Raw genomic sequence first — 16,119 nt, forward strand, 5'->3', positions numbered from 1 at the left:
AGCACGTACGTCCGCGGTGTCGAATCCGCCGGATCCGGTGAGGGGCGGACCGCCTGCTCAACCGCCGGCCAAGTCATCGGCGGCGACCTGGCCGGCGCTCGTGGCCCGCCGGAGGAAATCAGCGAGGAGCGCGAGTTCCTTTTCGTCGTAGCGGTCGCAGATCTCGTCCATCGCTGCGTTCATCCCTGAAAACAGGTGGAAGACCTCGGCGTTGCGGTCACGCAGGGCGCGGACGACGACCGAGCGGCGGTCGTTCTGGTCGCGTTCACGTACGACCCAGCCGCCGCGCTCCAGCCGGTCGAGGATGCCGGTCAGGGTGGCGGGATGGAGGCCGGCACGGCGGGCGAGAGCGCTCGGGCTCATCGGGCCCTGACGCACGAGGAGGTCCAGGCACCCGAGGTCGACGTCCTTGAGGGACAGGTGGGCGCTGACCTGGTGGTTGAGCATGGACAACTCGACACTCAGCTCACGCAGTGAGTCCTTGATCGTGCTTGCCAGCCGCCTCTTGTTGCGCGCGGCGTCTCCACTTTCGGGAGATTCTATGGAACTCATATAATATCGTTCTCGTATCGTATGGGTTTCGGGTGACTCAGCGTACTGGCACACGAATCGGCGAACGAGGAGGACTGGCCATGATCCTGGTGACCGGGGCGACGGGCAACGTGGGGCGGGAAGTCATAGAGCTGCTGCTGGAGGGTGGGGAGAAGGTGGCGGCTGTCACCCGCTCCCCGGCCACCGCCGCGCTGCCGGAAGGCGTCCATGTGGTGAGTGGTGATTCCTCGCGGCCCGCATCGCTGGCGCCCGCGCTTTATGCCATCAGTGCCGTCCTGATCAGTCCGCGTGCGGTCGGGGACGCCGCCGCGGAGCTGGTCGCATTGGCGGCCGAGCGAGGGGCGGAGCGGGTGGTGCTGCTGTCCGCGGCAACCGTCGAGTTCGGTGGCGGTGAGCGCCGCTTCGCCGACGGATTCGCGGCGGCCGAGGACGCCGTCATCGCATCGGGCCTGCCGTGGACCTGTCTGCGGTGCTCGGACTTCGCTGCCAACAGCCTCGCCTGGGCGCCGCAGATCCGCGCGGCCGGTGTCGTCCGAGGGGCCTACGGCGACGCCGCGACCTCGCCCGTCGACGAGCGGGACGTCGCCGCCGTCGCCGCCCGGGCGCTCGTCGACCCCGATCATGCCGGGCGCCGCTACGTGCTCACCGGCCCCGAGTCGCTCACCCAGCGCGACAAGGTCCGCCTCCTTGGGGAGGCGCTCGGCAAAGAGCTGGCCTGGGAGGAGCTCCCGCCCCAGCGGGTCCGCGAGGCCATGATCGCCCAGGGCCATCCGGAGGATGTCCCGGACCGGCTGCTCGGTTACCTGGCCGACCGCACGGAGACGCCCGGCCCATCGTCGGACACCGTGGCAACCGTCCTGGGCCGGCCCGCGCGGACCTTCGCCACCTGGGCCGCCGATCATGCCGAAGCATTCCGTGGCTGACTCGCCGTCGCCTGGCCGTTATGGGCGGCACGGCACGACACTCGTCTGAAGGCCCGTCCGAGGGCTTGTCAGAGAGAAAGCAGGGCGGGCGCGAGCTCCCTCAGGTGCTCCAGCGGCAGCCGGCCACCGGGCGCGAGGGGCTGGATCGCGACGTGGTCGGCACCCGCGTCCAGATGCGCCTGCACCCGGTCGCGGATCGCGTCCTCGTCGCCCCAGGCGACGATCGCGTCCACCAGCCGGTCGCTTCCGCCGTCGGCGAGGTCGTCGTCGTCGAACCCGAACGTGCGGAGGTTGTTGGCGTAGTTCGGCAGGGCCAGGTAGGGCGCCATGTGCTCGCGCGCGTACGCCCGCGCGGCGCCGGGGTCGCGCTCGAGCACGACGGCCTGCTCGGGCGCGAGGACCGGTTCGTCCCCGAGCACCTCGCGCGCCCGCGCTGTGTGCTCGACCGGCACGAAGTACGGATGCGCGCCGTCGGCGCGGTCACGGGCCAGCCCCAGCATCTTGGGCCGGAGCGCGGCCAGCAGGAGGGGCGCCGGATGGGTGGGGGCCTTCGCGTCGTACCTCGCCTGGTCCATCGCGTCGAGGTAGCCGGCCATCGCGGCCACCGGCCGCCGGTAGTCGTGGCCGCGCGACTGGACGAGCGGGGCGTGGCTGACGCCGATACCGAGCACGAACCGGCCGGGGAACGCCTCGGCCAGCGTGGCCGCGCCGGAGGCCATCGCCGTGGCGTCGCGGGCCCAGATGTTCGCGATCCCGGTGGCGACGGTGATCCGCCTGCTGGAGCAGAGCAGGATCGCCGCGTTGCTGAGCGCCTCCTTGGTCGTCGATCCCTCGCCGAACCACAGGGTGCCGTAGCCGAACTCCTCGATCTCGGCGACCGCCTTCCTGGTCGCCTCCCCCGACAGGCGGCCGATCGCGGCGTGCCATACCCCCACCCGGCCGATCCTGGTCCGCTGGTCGTCCATGAGCTCCTCCTAAGATGTTCGATCGAGATGGAACATTACTCAGATGTTCGACGCGCATCGAACAGTGGGGGTACCGGCCGAGGCCGGTCCCTCACCCACGTGCATCCCCAGGAGGCGACTTTGCAGTCCGCCCTGCACGCCCTCGCCGATCCGGTGCGGCGGCTGATCATCCGGCAGGTCGCCGCCTCGCCCGAATGGACCAAGGCGTGCGGCACCTTCGACATCCCGGTGAGCAAGTCGACGCTCAGCCACCACTTCGCGGTCCTCAGGGAGGCGGGGCTGCTGGAGCAGCGCGACGAGGGCACCCGCCGCGTCAACCGGCTGCGCGCGGCCGAGTTCGGCGCCCGCTTCCCCGGCCTGCTCGACCTCGTCCTGGCCGAGGGCGCCGAGCCTGGGAGCGGGGAGAAAGCGGCTGGCGCGGACGGCGTGGACGGGGCCGGCTGAGCCGCCCCTGACCGGGCGTGGGACCCGCCGATGCCGTCCGGGTCTGTCGGAGCACGCCGCTAGCCTTGGACCCATGTCGAAGGTCGAAGAACGTACGGCTCGCGCCCTGCTGCACAGACTGGCGGCCGAGCAGGCGGAGTCACGTGTGCCGTCACTGGCCGCAGCGCTGGTCCGAGGGGGTCAGGTCGCCTGGCTCGGTTTCCGGGGCAGGGTTGACGGCGAGTCGCCGACGGCGGAGACGCAGTACCGCATCGGGTCGATCACCAAGAGCATGGTGGCGGTCATGGTGATGCGGCTGCGCGACGAGGGTGCGCTCGACCTGCTCGACCCGCTCGGCAAGCACATGCCCGGCACGCCCGCCGACGAGGTGACCGTCGCCCACCTGCTCTCCCACACCAGCGGGCTCACCGCCGAGCCGCCGGGGGCGTGGTGGGAGCGCACGCCCGGTGCGCCGGCCGACGAGCTGCTCGCGGGTCTCGGCTCCGGCCTCTCCCGGCACCGCCCCGGCCGTCGCTACCACTACTCCAACCTGGGCTTCGCGCTGCTCGGCGAGTTGGTCGCCCGCAAGCGTTCGATGCCGTGGGAGCAGGCGGTGCGTGAGGAGGTCCTCGAACCGCTCGGCATGACTGGCACGACGACGCGGCCGCGCGCCCCGCACGCCCAGGGCTACGCGGTGCACCCCTGGGCCGACGTGTTGCTTCCGGAGCCCGAGAACGACCACGGCGCCATGGCCCCGGCCGGGCAGTTCTGGTCCACTCCGGTGGATCTCGCCCGCTGGACGGCCTTCGTCGCCGGCCATACGGGGGGCGTTCTGAGCCCCGACACCCTCGCCGAGATGCGCGAGCCCGCCGCGGTCGACGACGGCGAGAGCTGGGTCTCGGGGTACGGTCTCGGCCTGCAGCTCGTCCGGCACAGCGGCCGTCGCCTGGCCGGGCACACCGGATCGATGCCGGGGTTCCTGGCCACCGTGTGGGCCGACCCGGCCGCCGACCTGGGCGTCCTGTTCCTGGCCAACACCACCTCGGGCGTGCGAGCTTCGCTCACGAAGGACCTGCTCGACATTCTCGCCGCGCACGAGCCGGCGCTGCCGGCCGAGTGGCTGCCCGGCACGGCCGACGCCGACCTGCTCGCGCTCACCGGCCCGTGGTACTGGGGGCCGAGTGCCTACCTGCTGCGGCTGCTGCCGGACCGGGGCGTCTCGCTCACCCCGGTCGGCGGCCAGGGGCGCGCCTCCCGGTTCGTCGCCCAGCCGGACGGCACCTGGCTCGGCCTCGACGGGTACTACGCGGGCGAGACGCTGCGCGTGGTCCACTCCCCCGAGGGCGGCGTCCACATCGACCTCAACACGTTCGTCTTCACGCGTGAGCCGTACGACGCCTCGGCGCCGGTCCCCGGCGGCGTGGACGAGGGCGGCTGGCGCTGACACGCCCGGTCCCGCCGCCGACCGCGTGGCGGCGGGACCGAGGATCATCGACCCGGCCAAGTCAGACGCGACCCAGGCGCCAGAGCGAGGTGACCTCTGCGGCGCGGGCGGCGTGCAGCGGGTCGGCGCTGTCCCGCACACGCGGATGCCGCGGCCGGGTGTCTATCGTGTTCACCACGCGGAGCCCGGCCGCCTCGATGGCGGTCAGCAGCTCGCCTCGCGTCCTGATCCCGAGGTGCTCGGCCAGGTCGGACAGGATGAGCCATCCTTCACCTGCCGGTTCGAGGTGGGCGGCGAGCCCGTGCAGGAAGCCGTGGAGCATGACGCCGTCCGGGTCGTAGACGCCCTGTTCAAGGGCGGAGGTCGGCCGGGTGGGGATCCAGGGTGGGTTGCATACGACGAGGTCCGCGCGGCCCTCGGGAAACAAAGCGGGACCGACGACGTCGACCCGCGCGTCGAGGTCCAGCCGGCGGACGTTGTCGCGGGCACAGGCCAGCGCGCGGGGATTGATGTCGGTCGCGACAATGTGGCCGATCCCGCGGCGGGCCAGGACGGCGGCGAGGACGCCGGTCCCTGTGCCGAGGTCGAAGGCCGTTCGAGGACCGGCGCCGCGGCGCGCGGACGCGGGCAGCGCCGCCTGTGCGACCAGATCGACGTACTCGCCCCTGACCGGCGAGAACACGCCGTAGTGCGGATGGATGCGCGCGCCGAGAGCCGGTACGTCCACGCCCTTTCTGCGCCATTCGTGCGCGCCGATCACGCCCAGCAGCTCACGCAACGAGACCACCAGGCGCTCACGCGGCGGACCGTACGCCTCGGTGCACGCCTGACGCACGTTGGGCGCCCTCCGCAGCACCAAAGAGTGCTCGTCGTCCAAGGCCACCAGGAGCCTGCCCAGAATCTGGGCACGGTGGGCGCGGGCCTGCCGGTGCAGGTGGAACGACTCAGCCGGACTCCCGCCGGTGCGGGGTCGGTTGCGGTCGATACGGCGGCCCATCGCCCGCAACAGGTGGCGTGCGTTGGGGAAGTCGCCACGCCACAGCAGCGCTGTTCCTTCGCAGGCCAGGCGATAGGCGGTGTCGGCTCTCATCCGGTCGTCCGCGACGACGACCCGCCTCGGCGGTGGCGTCGTGTTCTCGGAGTGCCAGCGGGCGAATCGGATGGCTCGGGCTTCGGTCCAGTGGATCGTGGACACGACGTACTCCTCGTGGTCGAAGGTGCGGTGGCACGAAGAGCACTTCGACGAGGAGCAGCGGAAACGGCCCGTGCTTGAGCACGGGCGCGAGTGTCAGGGCAGGTCGGGCTACCGCTCCCGCGTCGAAGCGCGAGAGGAGAAGTCGCCGAGAACCATGCCGAGCGTCACGACCAGCCCTTTCCACGAGATGATCGCAACAGGCTCGCACACCCGAGCCGGGCGGGCAAACGCGGTGCGCCCCCGGCTCAGGGCGCCATCACGGCCCTTGGGGAGTATCGGAGCGGAGCCGCCCGATCCGGGCTCGGCTGTGGCCCGCGCGGCTTCGGCGCACACGCGGGTCAGCGGCAACTGTAGGCGTTGCCCCGTGAACCACTCGACCGACGATCGCCCGGGGCGCCGCTATCCGGTTCAGGTTCCAAGGTGGGCGCGCCCGGAGGCAGAGGGCCTGCCTACCAGGCAGGGCTGGTGACGAAATGGGTGTCGTAACGGTCTTGTTCGGTGAGCAGGCTGTCGCGGCTGGCTTCGCCCCGGCGGATCCGGGCGACCTGCCGAAGGTAGGCGAACCGTTCGACGCCAGGGGTGATCACGATCAGCGCGTCGGCTGTGCTGTTCAGGTCGGTGCGGAAGGCGTGGTCACAGCCCGGCGGGACGACCAGGAAGTCACCGGAACCAGCGGTGATGATCTCCGAACCCACGAGCAATTCGAGCGCTCCGTCGATGATGAAGAACAGTTCGGACGAGTGGTTGTGCCGATGCGGGACCGCACCATCTGCGCCGCGGGCGAGTTGGATGCGGTGGGCGCTGAGCGCACCGTTGCTGGCACTGGCGTCAGCCAGTAGGTAGTGACCGATCTCGGGCAGATGCTCGGCGTCACCCGCGCGGACGACAACCGGGTCGTGCGGGCTGGCTGCAAGAACAGACACGTGTGCTTCCTTCCCGAGGGTTAGCTTAGTAGCTTGCTAGCATTAGCTTGCTAGCATGCTAGCGCTTGCTAGCATGCTAGCATCGCTCTCATGGGTGATGCGGAAGTCAAGCAGTTCAACGTGTACCTGCCGGTAGAGCTGATCAGGCAGGTCAAGCATCACGCGATCGAGACAGGCATGTCTTTGTCGGCGTTGGTCGCCGACGCGTTGCGTGTCTACCTCGACGACGCCCAAGGGCAACGACAGCAACCATCCGGAAAGGAGTCGTGACATGGCGACCGAAGGGTTCGAGGCGGTTTTCCTGGAGACCCACAACTGGGGGAAGGCCGCGAAGTTCTTCCAGGCACTGGGTTTTGAACTGGAGATCTCCGCAGGAGATGGTTCCGGTGTGTTCCGCAACGGCGAGGGGCCTTATCTCGTTGTCGCGGAGGTCCCCGAGGATCGAGAGCCCGGGGTGCAGCTCGCGCTGAAGGTGGCCGATGCGGACCAGTTCCGTCCCGATCCGGCCGTCGAGGTGGTCACCCCGTTCGAGGACACCCACTACGGGACCCGGGAGATGACCGTCCGTGATCCCGACGGGCGGCTGTGGAGCCTCCAGGCCCCCGCCAAGAGCTGACATCCGCCTGTGACCCGAGTGGGCTGATCCGCCTCGGCCGACCGGGCGCCGGGCGAGGGCATGAGGGCAGCAGGACGTGTCGATCCCCGCTCGATGGCGCCGCTATCGACGCCCGGCTTCGGCGATTCGAGAACCACGCGGAGAGATGCGAATGAGTAGATGGCGCGGCAACCCTTGGGTGGTGCTGCTGACCCTCAGCCTGGGATTCTTCATGACGCTGCTGGACATCACGGTCGTCAATGTCGCGATCCCCAGCATGATCGACAAGCTGCACGCGTCGCTCGACGAGATGTTATGGGTGATCAATGTCTACGTCCTCGTTCTCGCCGCGCTGCTGATCACCTCCGGGCGGCTGGGCGATGTGCGCGGGCCACGCACCATGTTCATCGGAGGCGTCGCGCTGTTCACGGTGGCGTCCGTGCTCTGCGGCCTTTCGCAGGATCCGGCCCAACTCATCGCCGCCCGCGTTGTGCAGGGACTGGGCGCCGCGGCGCTGGTGCCGCAGACGATGACGATCATCATCGGCACGTTCCCGGCCGAGCGCCGGGGCGCGGCGCTCGGCGTCTGGGGCGCGGTCGCGGGCGTGGCTACGATCGCCGGGCCCACACTCGGCGGGTTTCTCGTCAGCGCGACCGACTGGCGCTGGATCTTCTTCATCAACGTCCCGATCGGCGCGGTCGTGCTCGCAATGGCCGTCATGCTCGTTCCTGACATCCGGCACGGTGTCCGCCGCAAGCTGGACATGCCGGGCGTCGTGCTCGCCACGGCGACGCTGTTCTGCCTGACCTTCGCGCTCACCGAGGGTGAGCGGTACGACTGGAGCGCCGGAATCTTGGCGTTGCTGGGCGGGGCCGGGCTGTTGCTGGTGGTGTTCCTGATCTACCAGCGCAGCAGGCAGGACGACGAACCGCTGCTGCCCTTCGTGCTCTTCCGCGACCGCAGCTACGCGGTCATGAGTTTCGTGTCCGCGACCGTCCAGGTAGGAATGATCGGCCTGTTCCTCCCGGTGATGATCTACCTGCAGTCGGTGCTGAGCTTCAGCGCGTTCAAGGCCGGTCTGGTGATGGCGCCGGCAATGGTGGCATCGGCGCTCCTGTCGCCGGTCGCGGGCCGGATGTCGGATCGGATCGGCGGCACGTACATCCTGATGGCCGGCCTGACCCTGTTCGCGGTCGGCATGGCCTGGCTCACCTGGGTCACCGATGTCGGCCGCGCGTGGTGGGAGTTCCAGCCGGCTCTGATCGTGGCCGGGTTCGGCATCGGCTGTGTGTTCGGCCCGATGGTCACGGTCGCGCTGCGCAACGTGGAACCCAAGCTGGCCGGGGCCGCCTCCGGCGTGCTGAACACGATCCGGCAGATCGGCACGATCTGCGGCAGCGCCGCGGTGGGCGCGGTGCTACAGAACCGCCTCGCCGCCTCACTCCACACCGAGGCGGCCAAGCAGGCAGCCGACCTTCCGGCGAGTGTCCGCGACCAGTTCGTGGCCGGCTTCACCGAGGCCGGGAAGGGCGGCCTGGAAGTCGGCGCCGGGCAGACCGGCGCGGCGCTGACGCTGCCGCCGGGAACGCCGGCGAGCCTCGCCCAGCACATTCACCAGACGGCGGAGTCGGTGTTCGGGCACGGGTTCGTCCACGCGATGCGGCCGACCCTGGCGCTGCCCATCGCCGTGATCGCGGTCGGCGCCGTCTCGTGCGCCCTGGTGCGACGACGCCGACCAGCCGACCACCAGCCCAGCGTTGCGGACGCCGCCGACATCGGCACATCCGCTTAGCCGCCACAGCGCGCGATGGCCACAAGCCAGTGCGGTCCGCCGGGCGCCCAGTACCTCCCAGTACGGCGTTCGCCGCCGGCACCTTTGCCGCCAGGCCGACGAACTGCCTCGCAGGTAGGTGTGGGCCCGGTCACCGTCCCGGTCACTCCGTGACGGCGGTGTGGACGAGGATCTCCAGTTGGGCGGCGATGTCATCCAGCGGCTGGATGTCACGTTTGGCGCGGCACATCGCGACGCCCCCTTCCACCGCTGCGACGATCAGAGCGGCCAGCCGCACCGCCTGCTCGGGTGCGGCGCCGCGGTCGCGCAGCGACGCGGAGAGAAGGCCCTCCCAGGCGGTGAAGACCTCGGCGGCGGCGGTGATCGCTTCGCGGGCGGTGTCGTCCGGTGGCTCCTCGACCGCGACGGCCAGGACGGGGCAGCCGGCGGTGAAGTCGCTGTCGATGACCGTCTGCCGCCACAAGGCCAGGAACGCGCGCAGCCCGGCCGCGGGGCCGACCTCCAGCTCTCGCTCCAGGACCCGCGTGACCATGTCGCCGGCGAACCGGACCGCTTCTGCGGCCAGTTGCTGCTTGCCGCGTGGGAAGTAGTGGTAGGTGGAGCCGAGCGGCGCGCCGGAGTGCGCGGCCAGGTCCCGGACCGTGCTCCCGGCCAGGCCGCGCCGCCGGATCAGGTCGGCCGCGCCGACGACGATCCGCTCTCGCGACCGCGGCTCCCGCTGTGGCATCGGACACCTCCAATTGGTTATGACACGCGTTATAGCTTACGGTGGCGTGCGGTTATGACGTTCGTTATAACTTGCCCGGCCGCCGTCCCCGTCAGGAGTCTCCTCATGCCGCTGTTTCCCCGCCTGCGACGGCAGCGATGACCTACGACAACGTGCGCGAGCTCGTCTTCCTGCGCAGCGGTCGCCTCGCCTGGCGCGAGCGCGCCGCACCGCAACTGGCCGAGCCGGGCGACGCCATCGTCCGGCCGTTCCTCGCCGGCCGCTGCGACGGCGACACCGTCCCGATCCACCGGCCGGTCTCGCGAGCGCTCCAAGCCGGGATGGCGCTCGGCCTCGTCGACCCGATCGTGGGCGCCATCTGCGGAAAGGTCCCCTTCCGCGGGCCTTTCCCGATCGGGCACGAATGCGTCGCCGAAGTCGTCGCCGTCGGGTCCGGCGTGCGGCGGATCCAGGTCGGCCAGACCGTCGTCGTCCCCTGGGCGGTCTCCTGCGGGACCTGCCCCCGCTGCCTGGCCGGGCTCACCTCCAAATGCGCCACCACCATCCGCGGCACCCTCGCCGCCTACGGCTTCGGCCCCGCCTGCGGCCCGTGGGGCGGCATGGTGGCCGACCGGATCCGGGTCCCCCACGCCGACCACATGCTCGTCCCCGTCCCAGACGACGTGCCGCCGCTCCGCGTCGCCGCGGCCAGCGACAACCTCGCCGACGCCTGGCGGACCGTCGTCCCGCTACTCGCCCGCCGCGAGGGCGCGAGCGTACTCATCCTCGGCGGCGGCGCCAAGAGCATCGGCCTGTACGCCGCCGGACTGGCCACCGCCCACGGCGCCGCGACCGTCCACTACCTCGACGGCGACCCCGGGCGACGCCAGATCGCCGAATCCTTCGGCGCCGAAGCGCGACCACTCGCCGCTGCCGTCCGCGGCGGCTACGACATCGTCGTGGAGGCCACATCACAGGCCCCGGGCCTGCGCCGGGCGCTCACCGCGACGGCTCCCGGCGGCGTATGCACAGCCGTGGGCTACTACCTCGCGGCCGGCACCCGCGTCCCCGTCATGCGCATGTACGCCACCGACATCACCCTCCGAGTGGGCGTCTCGCACGCCCGCGCCGCCCTCCCCGACCTGCTGGACTTCGTCCACCGCACCGGCTTCCCCGCCGAACGCGTCACCACCCTGCTCGCGGACTGGGACGACGCCCCGGCCGCGTACGCCGCGAAAGCCACGAAACTCGTTCTCCAGCGGGACCGGCTCACCGGCGACGCGGGAGCGGGCTCACGCGTCGCGTGCCCGTAGCAGCAGCCCGCCGCACAGGAGCGCGGCGGCGGCCCACGCCGCGAGCACGGCCAGTCCGGCCCACGGGCTGAGCGGCAGGTCCGAGAGACGCGTGGTGGCCTGGACGGCGAGCCCCGCGTTCATCGGAGAGATCTGCCACAGGAGCTTCTGCCAGCCCGGATCGGAGACCATGAGGGGAACGGCCGAGAGGACGTAGAGCAGGCCGAACACGATCCCCATGGCGATCGCCGCGTCCCGTACGGCGACCGCGACGCCGAGACTGAGCAGGGCGATGAGCGCCAGATAGAGGACCGAGCCCGCGGCCGCCCGGAATGTCGGGCCGTCCGCCAGGGACAGCAGCGGCTGGCCGTGTTCGGGGACGAACCCGTTGCCGGGCAGGATGAGCCGCCCGGCCAGTACGGACGCGAGCACGGCGCCGGTCGCCGCGGTCAGCGTCACCCCGGTCAGGACGGCCGCCTTGGCGGTCAGGACGGTGACCCGGCGCGGCATGGCGGTGAAGGTGGTGCGGACCAGGCCGGTGCCGTACTCGCCGGTGATCGCCAGCACGGCCAGGACGGCGACGATCGCCTGGCCCACCTGGACTCCCATGAGGGCGAGCTTGGGAACGTCGTAGGCGCATCCCGCGGGCGGGCAGGAGACCACCGCGGCCGCGGCGGCGCTCGCGGCGGGGGTCAGGGTGACGACAGCCAGCAGCAGCCATCCGATTCCTGGCAGGGTGCGCAGTTTGGCCCACTCGGCCGACAGATGCCGCCTCATGCGTCCCTCCGGCGAATCCGGACGACCGCCAGCCCGAGGGCCAGCGCCGCGTAGGCGCAGAGCACGGACAGGCCGGCCCAGGGGGCCAGCGGGTAGTAGCCGGCCGACGGCGCGTAGTACGAGATGACGTGCGGATACTCGGGGATGCTCTGCTGGACGGCGAATCCGGCGGCCGGGGTGAGCCGGAGCAGCCACTGGGCCGCGCCGACCGGCAGGACGGACGTGGTCGCGAGGATGTGCGGCACGACGATGACGGCGACGGCCGCGGTGACCGCCGCGGCGCTGTTCCGGAACAGGGCGCCGAGAGCGAACGCGAGGACGGCGGCGACGGCCGCCAGCGCGGCGACCCCGGCGATGACCCGCAGCTCGGTGAACGTGCTCACCGGAAGGACGGGGTTGCCGTTGGAGCGTAGGATCCGCGTGCCGGCGATGACCACGATGCCCGCCGCGGCCAACCCCGCGACGAACGTCACCGTGCCGATCACCGCGGCCTTGGCCGCCAGCACCCGGCCGCGTCGCGGGCCGGCGAGGAGGCTGGTGCGGATCAGGCCCCGCCGGTATTCGGCGGTGACGAACATGACCGCGACCACGATTACCCCGACGAGACCGGCGGGCAGGCCGGAGAGGGTGCTCTCGATCCGCGGGCCGTCCCCGGTCGGCCCGATGTCGCCGACCCCCGTCACGGTGTAGGTGCCACCGGACTGCGCGAACCCGCCCGGATGGTGGGGCGCCCCATCGGGCTCCATGGTCACGCCGATGTCGTCGCGCTCCCATGCGCCGCCGGACGTCCTGCCCTCCAGGGCGACCTGGTCGAAGACGGCGATGGCCTCGGTGAACCGGACCGCCTGGATGCTCCCGCCGAAATCGGCCTGCTGGACCGTCAGGTCGCCCGGAGAGGCGACGAAGAGCCCGATCTGCACCGTGTCCGGCAGCCCGGCCAGCCGGGCGGTGCCGACCGTGGTCCAGTGCCGGCCGTCCGCCGACTCGTAGCCGGTGAGCTCTTCCCCGGAGCGGGTCAGCCGCAGCCAGCGCGGGGAGTCGGTCGACACGCCGCCCGGCCGGCCGGCGATGTCCTGGGTGAAGTCGTACTGCATCCGCACCCCGTGGCCGCCGGTGACCATCGTCGCCGCGTAGGTGGATCCTTGCCGGGTGCCGTCCTTGACGATGACTCCGGCCTTCGCCCACGGCACGACGCCGTCGACCTCGTTACGCACTCCCCGGCTGACGTCGGGTTTGCGGATGTGGCCGGTCATGGAGCTCACGCGGGCCGTGATGGTGCCGTCGCCGGTCAGCGACCTGTGCACGAAGTAGAACTTGTCGTCCACCGCTTCGCCACCCGGTCCGACCGGAACGGCGGGGCAGACATCGTTCGGACCGCCGCACGAGGTGTGGCTGCCCGACGCGGCGACCAGCCCGAGCGTCACGATGACGAGCGCCGCGACAGCCAGGCCGAGCACCCAGCCGCGTACCGTCCTGAACTTGGTCCACTCGGCGCGGAGCAGGCGCCCGGAGCCGCCGCGGCGCGGGGCCGTGCCGACGCTCATCGGCCGGCCTCGGCGTCCGCCGCGCGGAACTCGACCGCGTTCCGGGTGAGCTCCATGTAGGCCTGCTCCAGCGTGACCCGGTCGGCGGCCACCTCCGAGAACGGGACGGCGCCGGCGGTGAGTGCCGCCACGACGCGTTCGGCCGCCAGCCCCGAGACGGTGATCACGTCGCGGTCGGCGCCGGCCACGGTGGCCCCGGCCTGCGACAACACCGTCGTCGCATGCTCCCGGGCCGTCGTACGGAGCCGGACCCGGTCACGGGACGCGGCGGCGATCAACTCGGCCACGGTGGTGTCGGCCACGACCCGGCCCCGGCCCACCACCACGAGACGGTCCGCGGTGTCCTCCACCTCGCTCATCAGGTGGCTGGAGACCAGGACGGCGCGGCCCTGCGCGGCCAGCGAGCGCAGCAGGCCGCGGATCCACACGATGCCCTCGGGATCGAGGCCGTTGACCGGCTCGTCCAGCATGAGCATGGGCGGGTCGCCGAGCAGCGCGGCGGCGATGCCGAGCCGCTGCCGCATGCCGAGGGAGAAGCCGCCGGCCCTGCGGCGGGCCGCCGATCGCAGGCCGACCTGGTCGAGCACCTCGTCGACCCGCCCGGCGGGCAGCCCCTGGGAGTGCGCCAGCCACAGCAGATGGTTGCGCGCGGTACGGCTGGGCTGCAGCGCGGCGGCGTCGAGCAGTGCGCCGACGTGGGTCAGGGGTGTGCGCAGGCTCCGGTACGGCCGCCCGCCCACCAACGCGGTGCCCTCGTCGGCCGCGTCCAGGCCGAGGATCACCCGCATCGTGGTGGATTTGCCCGCGCCGTTGGGGCCGACGAAGCCGGTGACGTGTCCCGGGGACACGGTGAAGGACATCCCGTCCAGCGCCACAGTCTGGCCGAACCGCTTGCGCAGGCCGTGGACTTCGATGGTTGCGTGCATGGCTCCGGTTGTACGGACCCGGACCTAACACGGCCCGAACGAGCCCTGTCACATCGTTGTTAGGTCGGGCGCGGCATCCTGAAGGTCGGCACCGAGCAAGGAGATGACCGATGAGGACGCCGCGTCGTATGGCCCTTGGGGCCCGCACCGTGCGGTGGCGGTTCACCGCCCTGTACGGCGCCATGTTCCTCATGTCCGGTGCAGGTCTGCTGGTGATCAACAACCTGGTGGGACTGTGGGGGACGCAATCCAGCCACGTCGCGCCTCCCGGCGCCGCGCCGGACCGGCCGGACACGCTCGCGGCCGCCATGGAGCTCAACCAGCTCCTCCACGCCGAGTTGTCACAGGTGAAGGCGGCCCAATCGCGTCAGCTCCTGGTCGGCTCGATCGTCGCGCTGGCCGTCATGGCCGTGGTGTCGGTCGCGCTGGGCCGGATCGTCGCGGCCCGGGTGCTGCGCCCGCTGCGCACGATCACCGCGGCCACCCGCCGGATCTCCGCCGACGACCTGCACAAACGCCTGGCCGTGGCGGGCCCGGCCGACGAGGTGAAGGACCTCGCCGACACCATCGACGGACTGCTGGAACGCCTGGAGGCGTCCTTCGCCGCCCAACGCCGGTTCGTCGCCAACGCCTCCCACGAGCTGCGCACCCCGCTGACGACTATGCGGGCCTCGCTGGACGTGGCCATGGCCAAGCCGGATCCGGTGCCGGCCCAGACGGCCGCGCTGGCCGACCGGCTCCGCGCCGAACTCGACCGGGTCGACCGGCTTCTGGAGGGCTTCCTCGTCCTCGCCCGCGCCCAGCACGGCGCGTCATCCGACGGCACGGCGTTCTCCCTCGGCCGCGCGGTGTCCGCGGCCCTGGACGCCCACGCCGCCGGCATCACGGCCAAGGGACTGACCGTTCATGACGGTACGGTCGACGACCGCGCGTGGACGCGGGGGGACCCGACACTGCTGGCCCGGATGATCGACAACGTGATCGACAACGCCGTCAGGCACAACCACGACGGCGGCTGGATCCGGTGCGCGACCGGGGCCGAGGGCGAGCGCGCGCTCCTCGTCGTGGAGACCGGCGGGCCCGTTCTCGATCAGGGCCAGGTCGCGCTGCTGGCGCGGCCGTTCCAGCGGCTCAGCGCGGACCGGACCGGCTCCGACAACGGCTCGGGGCTCGGCCTGTCGATCGTCGCCGCCGTCGCCGAGGCGTACGGCGGCGGCCTGGAACTGCGTGCCCGGCCCGAAGGCGGCCTCCGGGTCGCCGTCTCGCTCCCCCTGACGAGCGCGCGGGCGGGGGTCCCGGCATGAGAGTCCTGGTAGTGGAGGACGCGCGCGCCCTCGCCGCCGTCCTGGTCGAAGGGCTGTCCGACCAGGGCATGGCCGTGGACGTGGCGTACGACGGCCTGGAAGCCGCGGCCAAGCTCGACCTCAACGCCTACGACGTGGTCGTCCTCGACCGCGACCTGCCGGGCGTCCACGGTGACACCCTCTGCCAGATGATCAGCGAGCGCGATGACCGCGTCATGGTCCTGATGCTGACCGCGGCCGGCTCGCCGGGCGATCGGGTCGCCGGCCTGACTCTGGGCGCCGACGACTACCTCGCCAAGCCCTTCCACTTCCCGGAGTTGGTCCTGCGCATCCGCTCCCTGGCCCGCCGCCAGCCCTCCGCCCGCCCTCGAACCCTGCGCGCGGCGGGCATCGAACTCGATCCCTTGCGCCGCACCACCACCCGGGACGGCCGGCCGCTGGACCTGTCGGTCAAGGAGTTCGCCCTCCTCGAAGCCCTCCTGCGTGCCAGTCCCGCGTTCCTCAGCAGCGAAGACCTGCTCGAACAGGTCTGGGACGAATACGCCAACCCACTCACCAACACGGTCACCGTCACCGTCGGCCGGCTGCGCCGCAAGCTCGGCGATCCCCCGGTCATCACCACCACGCCCGGCGTGGGCTACCGGATTCGTCCGTAGTGCTCCGGCCTTCCCGGCCGCCAGGAAGATCAGGGCCAGCAGGCCCGAGAAGCGCCCAAGCGTCCCCACTCCTTCACTATGACTTCAAGCTTAGAGTGAAAA

General features: G+C 71.5%; 17 protein-coding genes. 9 read left to right on the top strand and 8 right to left on the bottom strand.

Features of this window, described 5'->3' with window-relative positions; translation table 11 throughout:
- Positions 1 to 57 precede the first annotated feature (57 nt).
- Positions 58 to 552, bottom strand: a complete 495-nt coding sequence (locus tag ACQP1V_RS21400; protein WP_433425643.1) for a MarR family transcriptional regulator — start codon at positions 550 to 552, stop codon at positions 58 to 60.
- 80 nt (positions 553 to 632) lie between these two features.
- Between ACQP1V_RS21400 and ACQP1V_RS21405 the strand changes: the two genes are divergently transcribed.
- Entirely contained in the window at positions 633 to 1,475 is an 843-nt protein-coding gene (locus ACQP1V_RS21405; protein WP_433425645.1) for an NAD(P)H-binding protein, read from the top strand.
- Between the two features lie 68 nt (positions 1,476 to 1,543).
- Here ACQP1V_RS21405 and ACQP1V_RS21410 read toward each other — a convergent pair whose 3' ends face one another.
- The gene (locus ACQP1V_RS21410) at positions 1,544 to 2,440 is read right to left on the bottom strand and encodes an LLM class F420-dependent oxidoreductase (protein WP_387409806.1); all 897 of its coding nucleotides are present in this window, start codon (positions 2,438 to 2,440) and stop codon (positions 1,544 to 1,546) included.
- 120 nt (positions 2,441 to 2,560) lie between these two features.
- Between ACQP1V_RS21410 and ACQP1V_RS21415 the strand changes: the two genes are divergently transcribed.
- Both ACQP1V_RS21415 and ACQP1V_RS21420 read left to right on the top strand, forming a co-directional pair.
- Entirely contained in the window at positions 2,561 to 2,884 is a 324-nt protein-coding gene (locus ACQP1V_RS21415) for an ArsR/SmtB family transcription factor (RefSeq protein ID WP_433425647.1), read from the top strand.
- 73 nt (positions 2,885 to 2,957) lie between these two features.
- Positions 2,958 to 4,307 carry a serine hydrolase domain-containing protein gene (locus ACQP1V_RS21420; protein ID WP_433425649.1) on the top strand — a complete coding sequence of 450 codons (1,350 nt, stop codon included), beginning with the start codon at positions 2,958 to 2,960 and terminating at the stop codon, positions 4,305 to 4,307.
- Positions 4,308 to 4,368: 61 nt separating this feature from the next.
- Here ACQP1V_RS21420 and ACQP1V_RS21425 read toward each other — a convergent pair whose 3' ends face one another.
- Together ACQP1V_RS21425 and ACQP1V_RS21430 are read right to left on the bottom strand one after the other, a co-directional pair.
- Complete coding sequence (locus ACQP1V_RS21425) at positions 4,369 to 5,502, bottom strand: methyltransferase (protein WP_433425651.1); 1,134 nt, start codon at positions 5,500 to 5,502, stop codon at positions 4,369 to 4,371.
- A gap of 449 nt (positions 5,503 to 5,951) precedes the next feature.
- The gene (locus ACQP1V_RS21430) at positions 5,952 to 6,425 is read right to left on the bottom strand and encodes a cupin domain-containing protein (RefSeq protein WP_433425652.1); all 474 of its coding nucleotides are present in this window, start codon (positions 6,423 to 6,425) and stop codon (positions 5,952 to 5,954) included.
- 90 nt (positions 6,426 to 6,515) lie between these two features.
- Between ACQP1V_RS21430 and ACQP1V_RS21435 the strand changes: the two genes are divergently transcribed.
- The 3 genes from ACQP1V_RS21435 (at position 6,516) to ACQP1V_RS21445 (ending at position 8,812) form a co-directional block, all read left to right on the top strand.
- A complete protein-coding gene (locus ACQP1V_RS21435; protein ID WP_433425654.1) occupies positions 6,516 to 6,695 on the top strand; it encodes a CopG family transcriptional regulator in 180 nt (59 codons plus the stop codon).
- 1 nt (position 6,696) lies between these two features.
- On the top strand, positions 6,697 to 7,041 hold the full coding sequence (locus tag ACQP1V_RS21440; protein WP_433425656.1) for a VOC family protein: 345 nt from the start codon (positions 6,697 to 6,699) through the stop codon (positions 7,039 to 7,041).
- Between the two features lie 151 nt (positions 7,042 to 7,192).
- Complete coding sequence (locus ACQP1V_RS21445; RefSeq protein ID WP_433425658.1) at positions 7,193 to 8,812, top strand: DHA2 family efflux MFS transporter permease subunit; 1,620 nt, start codon at positions 7,193 to 7,195, stop codon at positions 8,810 to 8,812.
- Between the two features lie 142 nt (positions 8,813 to 8,954).
- Here the strand turns inward: ACQP1V_RS21445 and ACQP1V_RS21450 are convergent, their stop codons facing one another.
- Complete coding sequence (locus ACQP1V_RS21450) at positions 8,955 to 9,539, bottom strand: TetR/AcrR family transcriptional regulator (protein WP_433425660.1); 585 nt, start codon at positions 9,537 to 9,539, stop codon at positions 8,955 to 8,957.
- 137 nt (positions 9,540 to 9,676) lie between these two features.
- Between ACQP1V_RS21450 and ACQP1V_RS21455 the strand changes: the two genes are divergently transcribed.
- On the top strand, positions 9,677 to 10,831 hold the full coding sequence (locus ACQP1V_RS21455) for a zinc-dependent alcohol dehydrogenase (protein WP_433425662.1): 1,155 nt from the start codon (positions 9,677 to 9,679) through the stop codon (positions 10,829 to 10,831).
- Here ACQP1V_RS21455 and ACQP1V_RS21460 read toward each other — a convergent pair.
- The 3 genes from ACQP1V_RS21460 to ACQP1V_RS21470 are packed head-to-tail and all read right to left on the bottom strand — an operon-like array spanning position 10,811 to position 14,057.
- On the bottom strand, positions 10,811 to 11,587 hold the full coding sequence (locus ACQP1V_RS21460; RefSeq protein WP_433425664.1) for an ABC transporter permease: 777 nt from the start codon (positions 11,585 to 11,587) through the stop codon (positions 10,811 to 10,813). The two genes, ACQP1V_RS21455 and ACQP1V_RS21460, sit on opposite strands and share 21 nt — an antisense overlap.
- On the bottom strand, positions 11,584 to 13,131 hold the full coding sequence (locus ACQP1V_RS21465; RefSeq protein WP_433425666.1) for a hypothetical protein: 1,548 nt from the start codon (positions 13,129 to 13,131) through the stop codon (positions 11,584 to 11,586). The genes ACQP1V_RS21460 and ACQP1V_RS21465 overlap by 4 nt, the downstream gene beginning before the upstream one ends.
- Complete coding sequence (locus tag ACQP1V_RS21470; protein ID WP_433425668.1) at positions 13,128 to 14,057, bottom strand: ATP-binding cassette domain-containing protein; 930 nt, start codon at positions 14,055 to 14,057, stop codon at positions 13,128 to 13,130. Before ACQP1V_RS21470 ends, ACQP1V_RS21465 begins: the two co-directional genes overlap by 4 nt.
- Positions 14,058 to 14,167: 110 nt before the next feature.
- Between ACQP1V_RS21470 and ACQP1V_RS21475 the strand changes: the two genes are divergently transcribed.
- Complete coding sequence (locus ACQP1V_RS21475) at positions 14,168 to 15,361, top strand: sensor histidine kinase (protein ID WP_433425670.1); 1,194 nt, start codon at positions 14,168 to 14,170, stop codon at positions 15,359 to 15,361.
- A complete protein-coding gene (locus ACQP1V_RS21480) occupies positions 15,358 to 16,017 on the top strand; it encodes a response regulator transcription factor (RefSeq protein WP_387409824.1) in 660 nt (219 codons plus the stop codon). Before ACQP1V_RS21475 ends, ACQP1V_RS21480 begins: the two co-directional genes overlap by 4 nt.
- Positions 16,018 to 16,119 lie beyond the last annotated feature (102 nt).

It is taken from the genome of Microtetraspora malaysiensis, from assembly GCF_050947145.1.
Classification (GTDB): Bacteria; Actinomycetota; Actinomycetes; order Streptosporangiales; family Streptosporangiaceae; genus Microtetraspora_A; species Microtetraspora_A malaysiensis.

What these genes read in the sequence shown, in the direction of transcription:
- ACQP1V_RS21400 (WP_433425643.1), bottom strand. Translation starts at nt 552, where the DNA reads ATGAGTTCCATAGAATCTCCCGAAAGTGGAGACGCCGCGCGCAACAAG.
- ACQP1V_RS21405 (WP_433425645.1), top strand. Translation starts at nt 633, where the DNA reads ATGATCCTGGTGACCGGGGCGACGGGCAACGTGGGGCGGGAAGTCATA.
- ACQP1V_RS21410 (WP_387409806.1), bottom strand. Translation starts at nt 2,440, where the DNA reads ATGGACGACCAGCGGACCAGGATCGGCCGGGTGGGGGTATGGCACGCC.
- ACQP1V_RS21420 (WP_433425649.1), top strand. Translation starts at nt 2,958, where the DNA reads ATGTCGAAGGTCGAAGAACGTACGGCTCGCGCCCTGCTGCACAGACTG.
- ACQP1V_RS21435 (WP_433425654.1), top strand. Translation starts at nt 6,516, where the DNA reads ATGGGTGATGCGGAAGTCAAGCAGTTCAACGTGTACCTGCCGGTAGAG.
- ACQP1V_RS21440 (WP_433425656.1), top strand. Translation starts at nt 6,697, where the DNA reads ATGGCGACCGAAGGGTTCGAGGCGGTTTTCCTGGAGACCCACAACTGG.
- ACQP1V_RS21445 (WP_433425658.1), top strand. Translation starts at nt 7,193, where the DNA reads ATGAGTAGATGGCGCGGCAACCCTTGGGTGGTGCTGCTGACCCTCAGC.
- ACQP1V_RS21450 (WP_433425660.1), bottom strand. Translation starts at nt 9,539, where the DNA reads ATGCCACAGCGGGAGCCGCGGTCGCGAGAGCGGATCGTCGTCGGCGCG.
- ACQP1V_RS21455 (WP_433425662.1), top strand. Translation starts at nt 9,677, where the DNA reads ATGACCTACGACAACGTGCGCGAGCTCGTCTTCCTGCGCAGCGGTCGC.
- ACQP1V_RS21460 (WP_433425664.1), bottom strand. Translation starts at nt 11,587, where the DNA reads ATGAGGCGGCATCTGTCGGCCGAGTGGGCCAAACTGCGCACCCTGCCA.
- ACQP1V_RS21465 (WP_433425666.1), bottom strand. Translation starts at nt 13,131, where the DNA reads ATGAGCGTCGGCACGGCCCCGCGCCGCGGCGGCTCCGGGCGCCTGCTC.
- ACQP1V_RS21470 (WP_433425668.1), bottom strand. Translation starts at nt 14,057, where the DNA reads ATGCACGCAACCATCGAAGTCCACGGCCTGCGCAAGCGGTTCGGCCAG.
- ACQP1V_RS21475 (WP_433425670.1), top strand. Translation starts at nt 14,168, where the DNA reads ATGAGGACGCCGCGTCGTATGGCCCTTGGGGCCCGCACCGTGCGGTGG.
- ACQP1V_RS21480 (WP_387409824.1), top strand. Translation starts at nt 15,358, where the DNA reads ATGAGAGTCCTGGTAGTGGAGGACGCGCGCGCCCTCGCCGCCGTCCTG.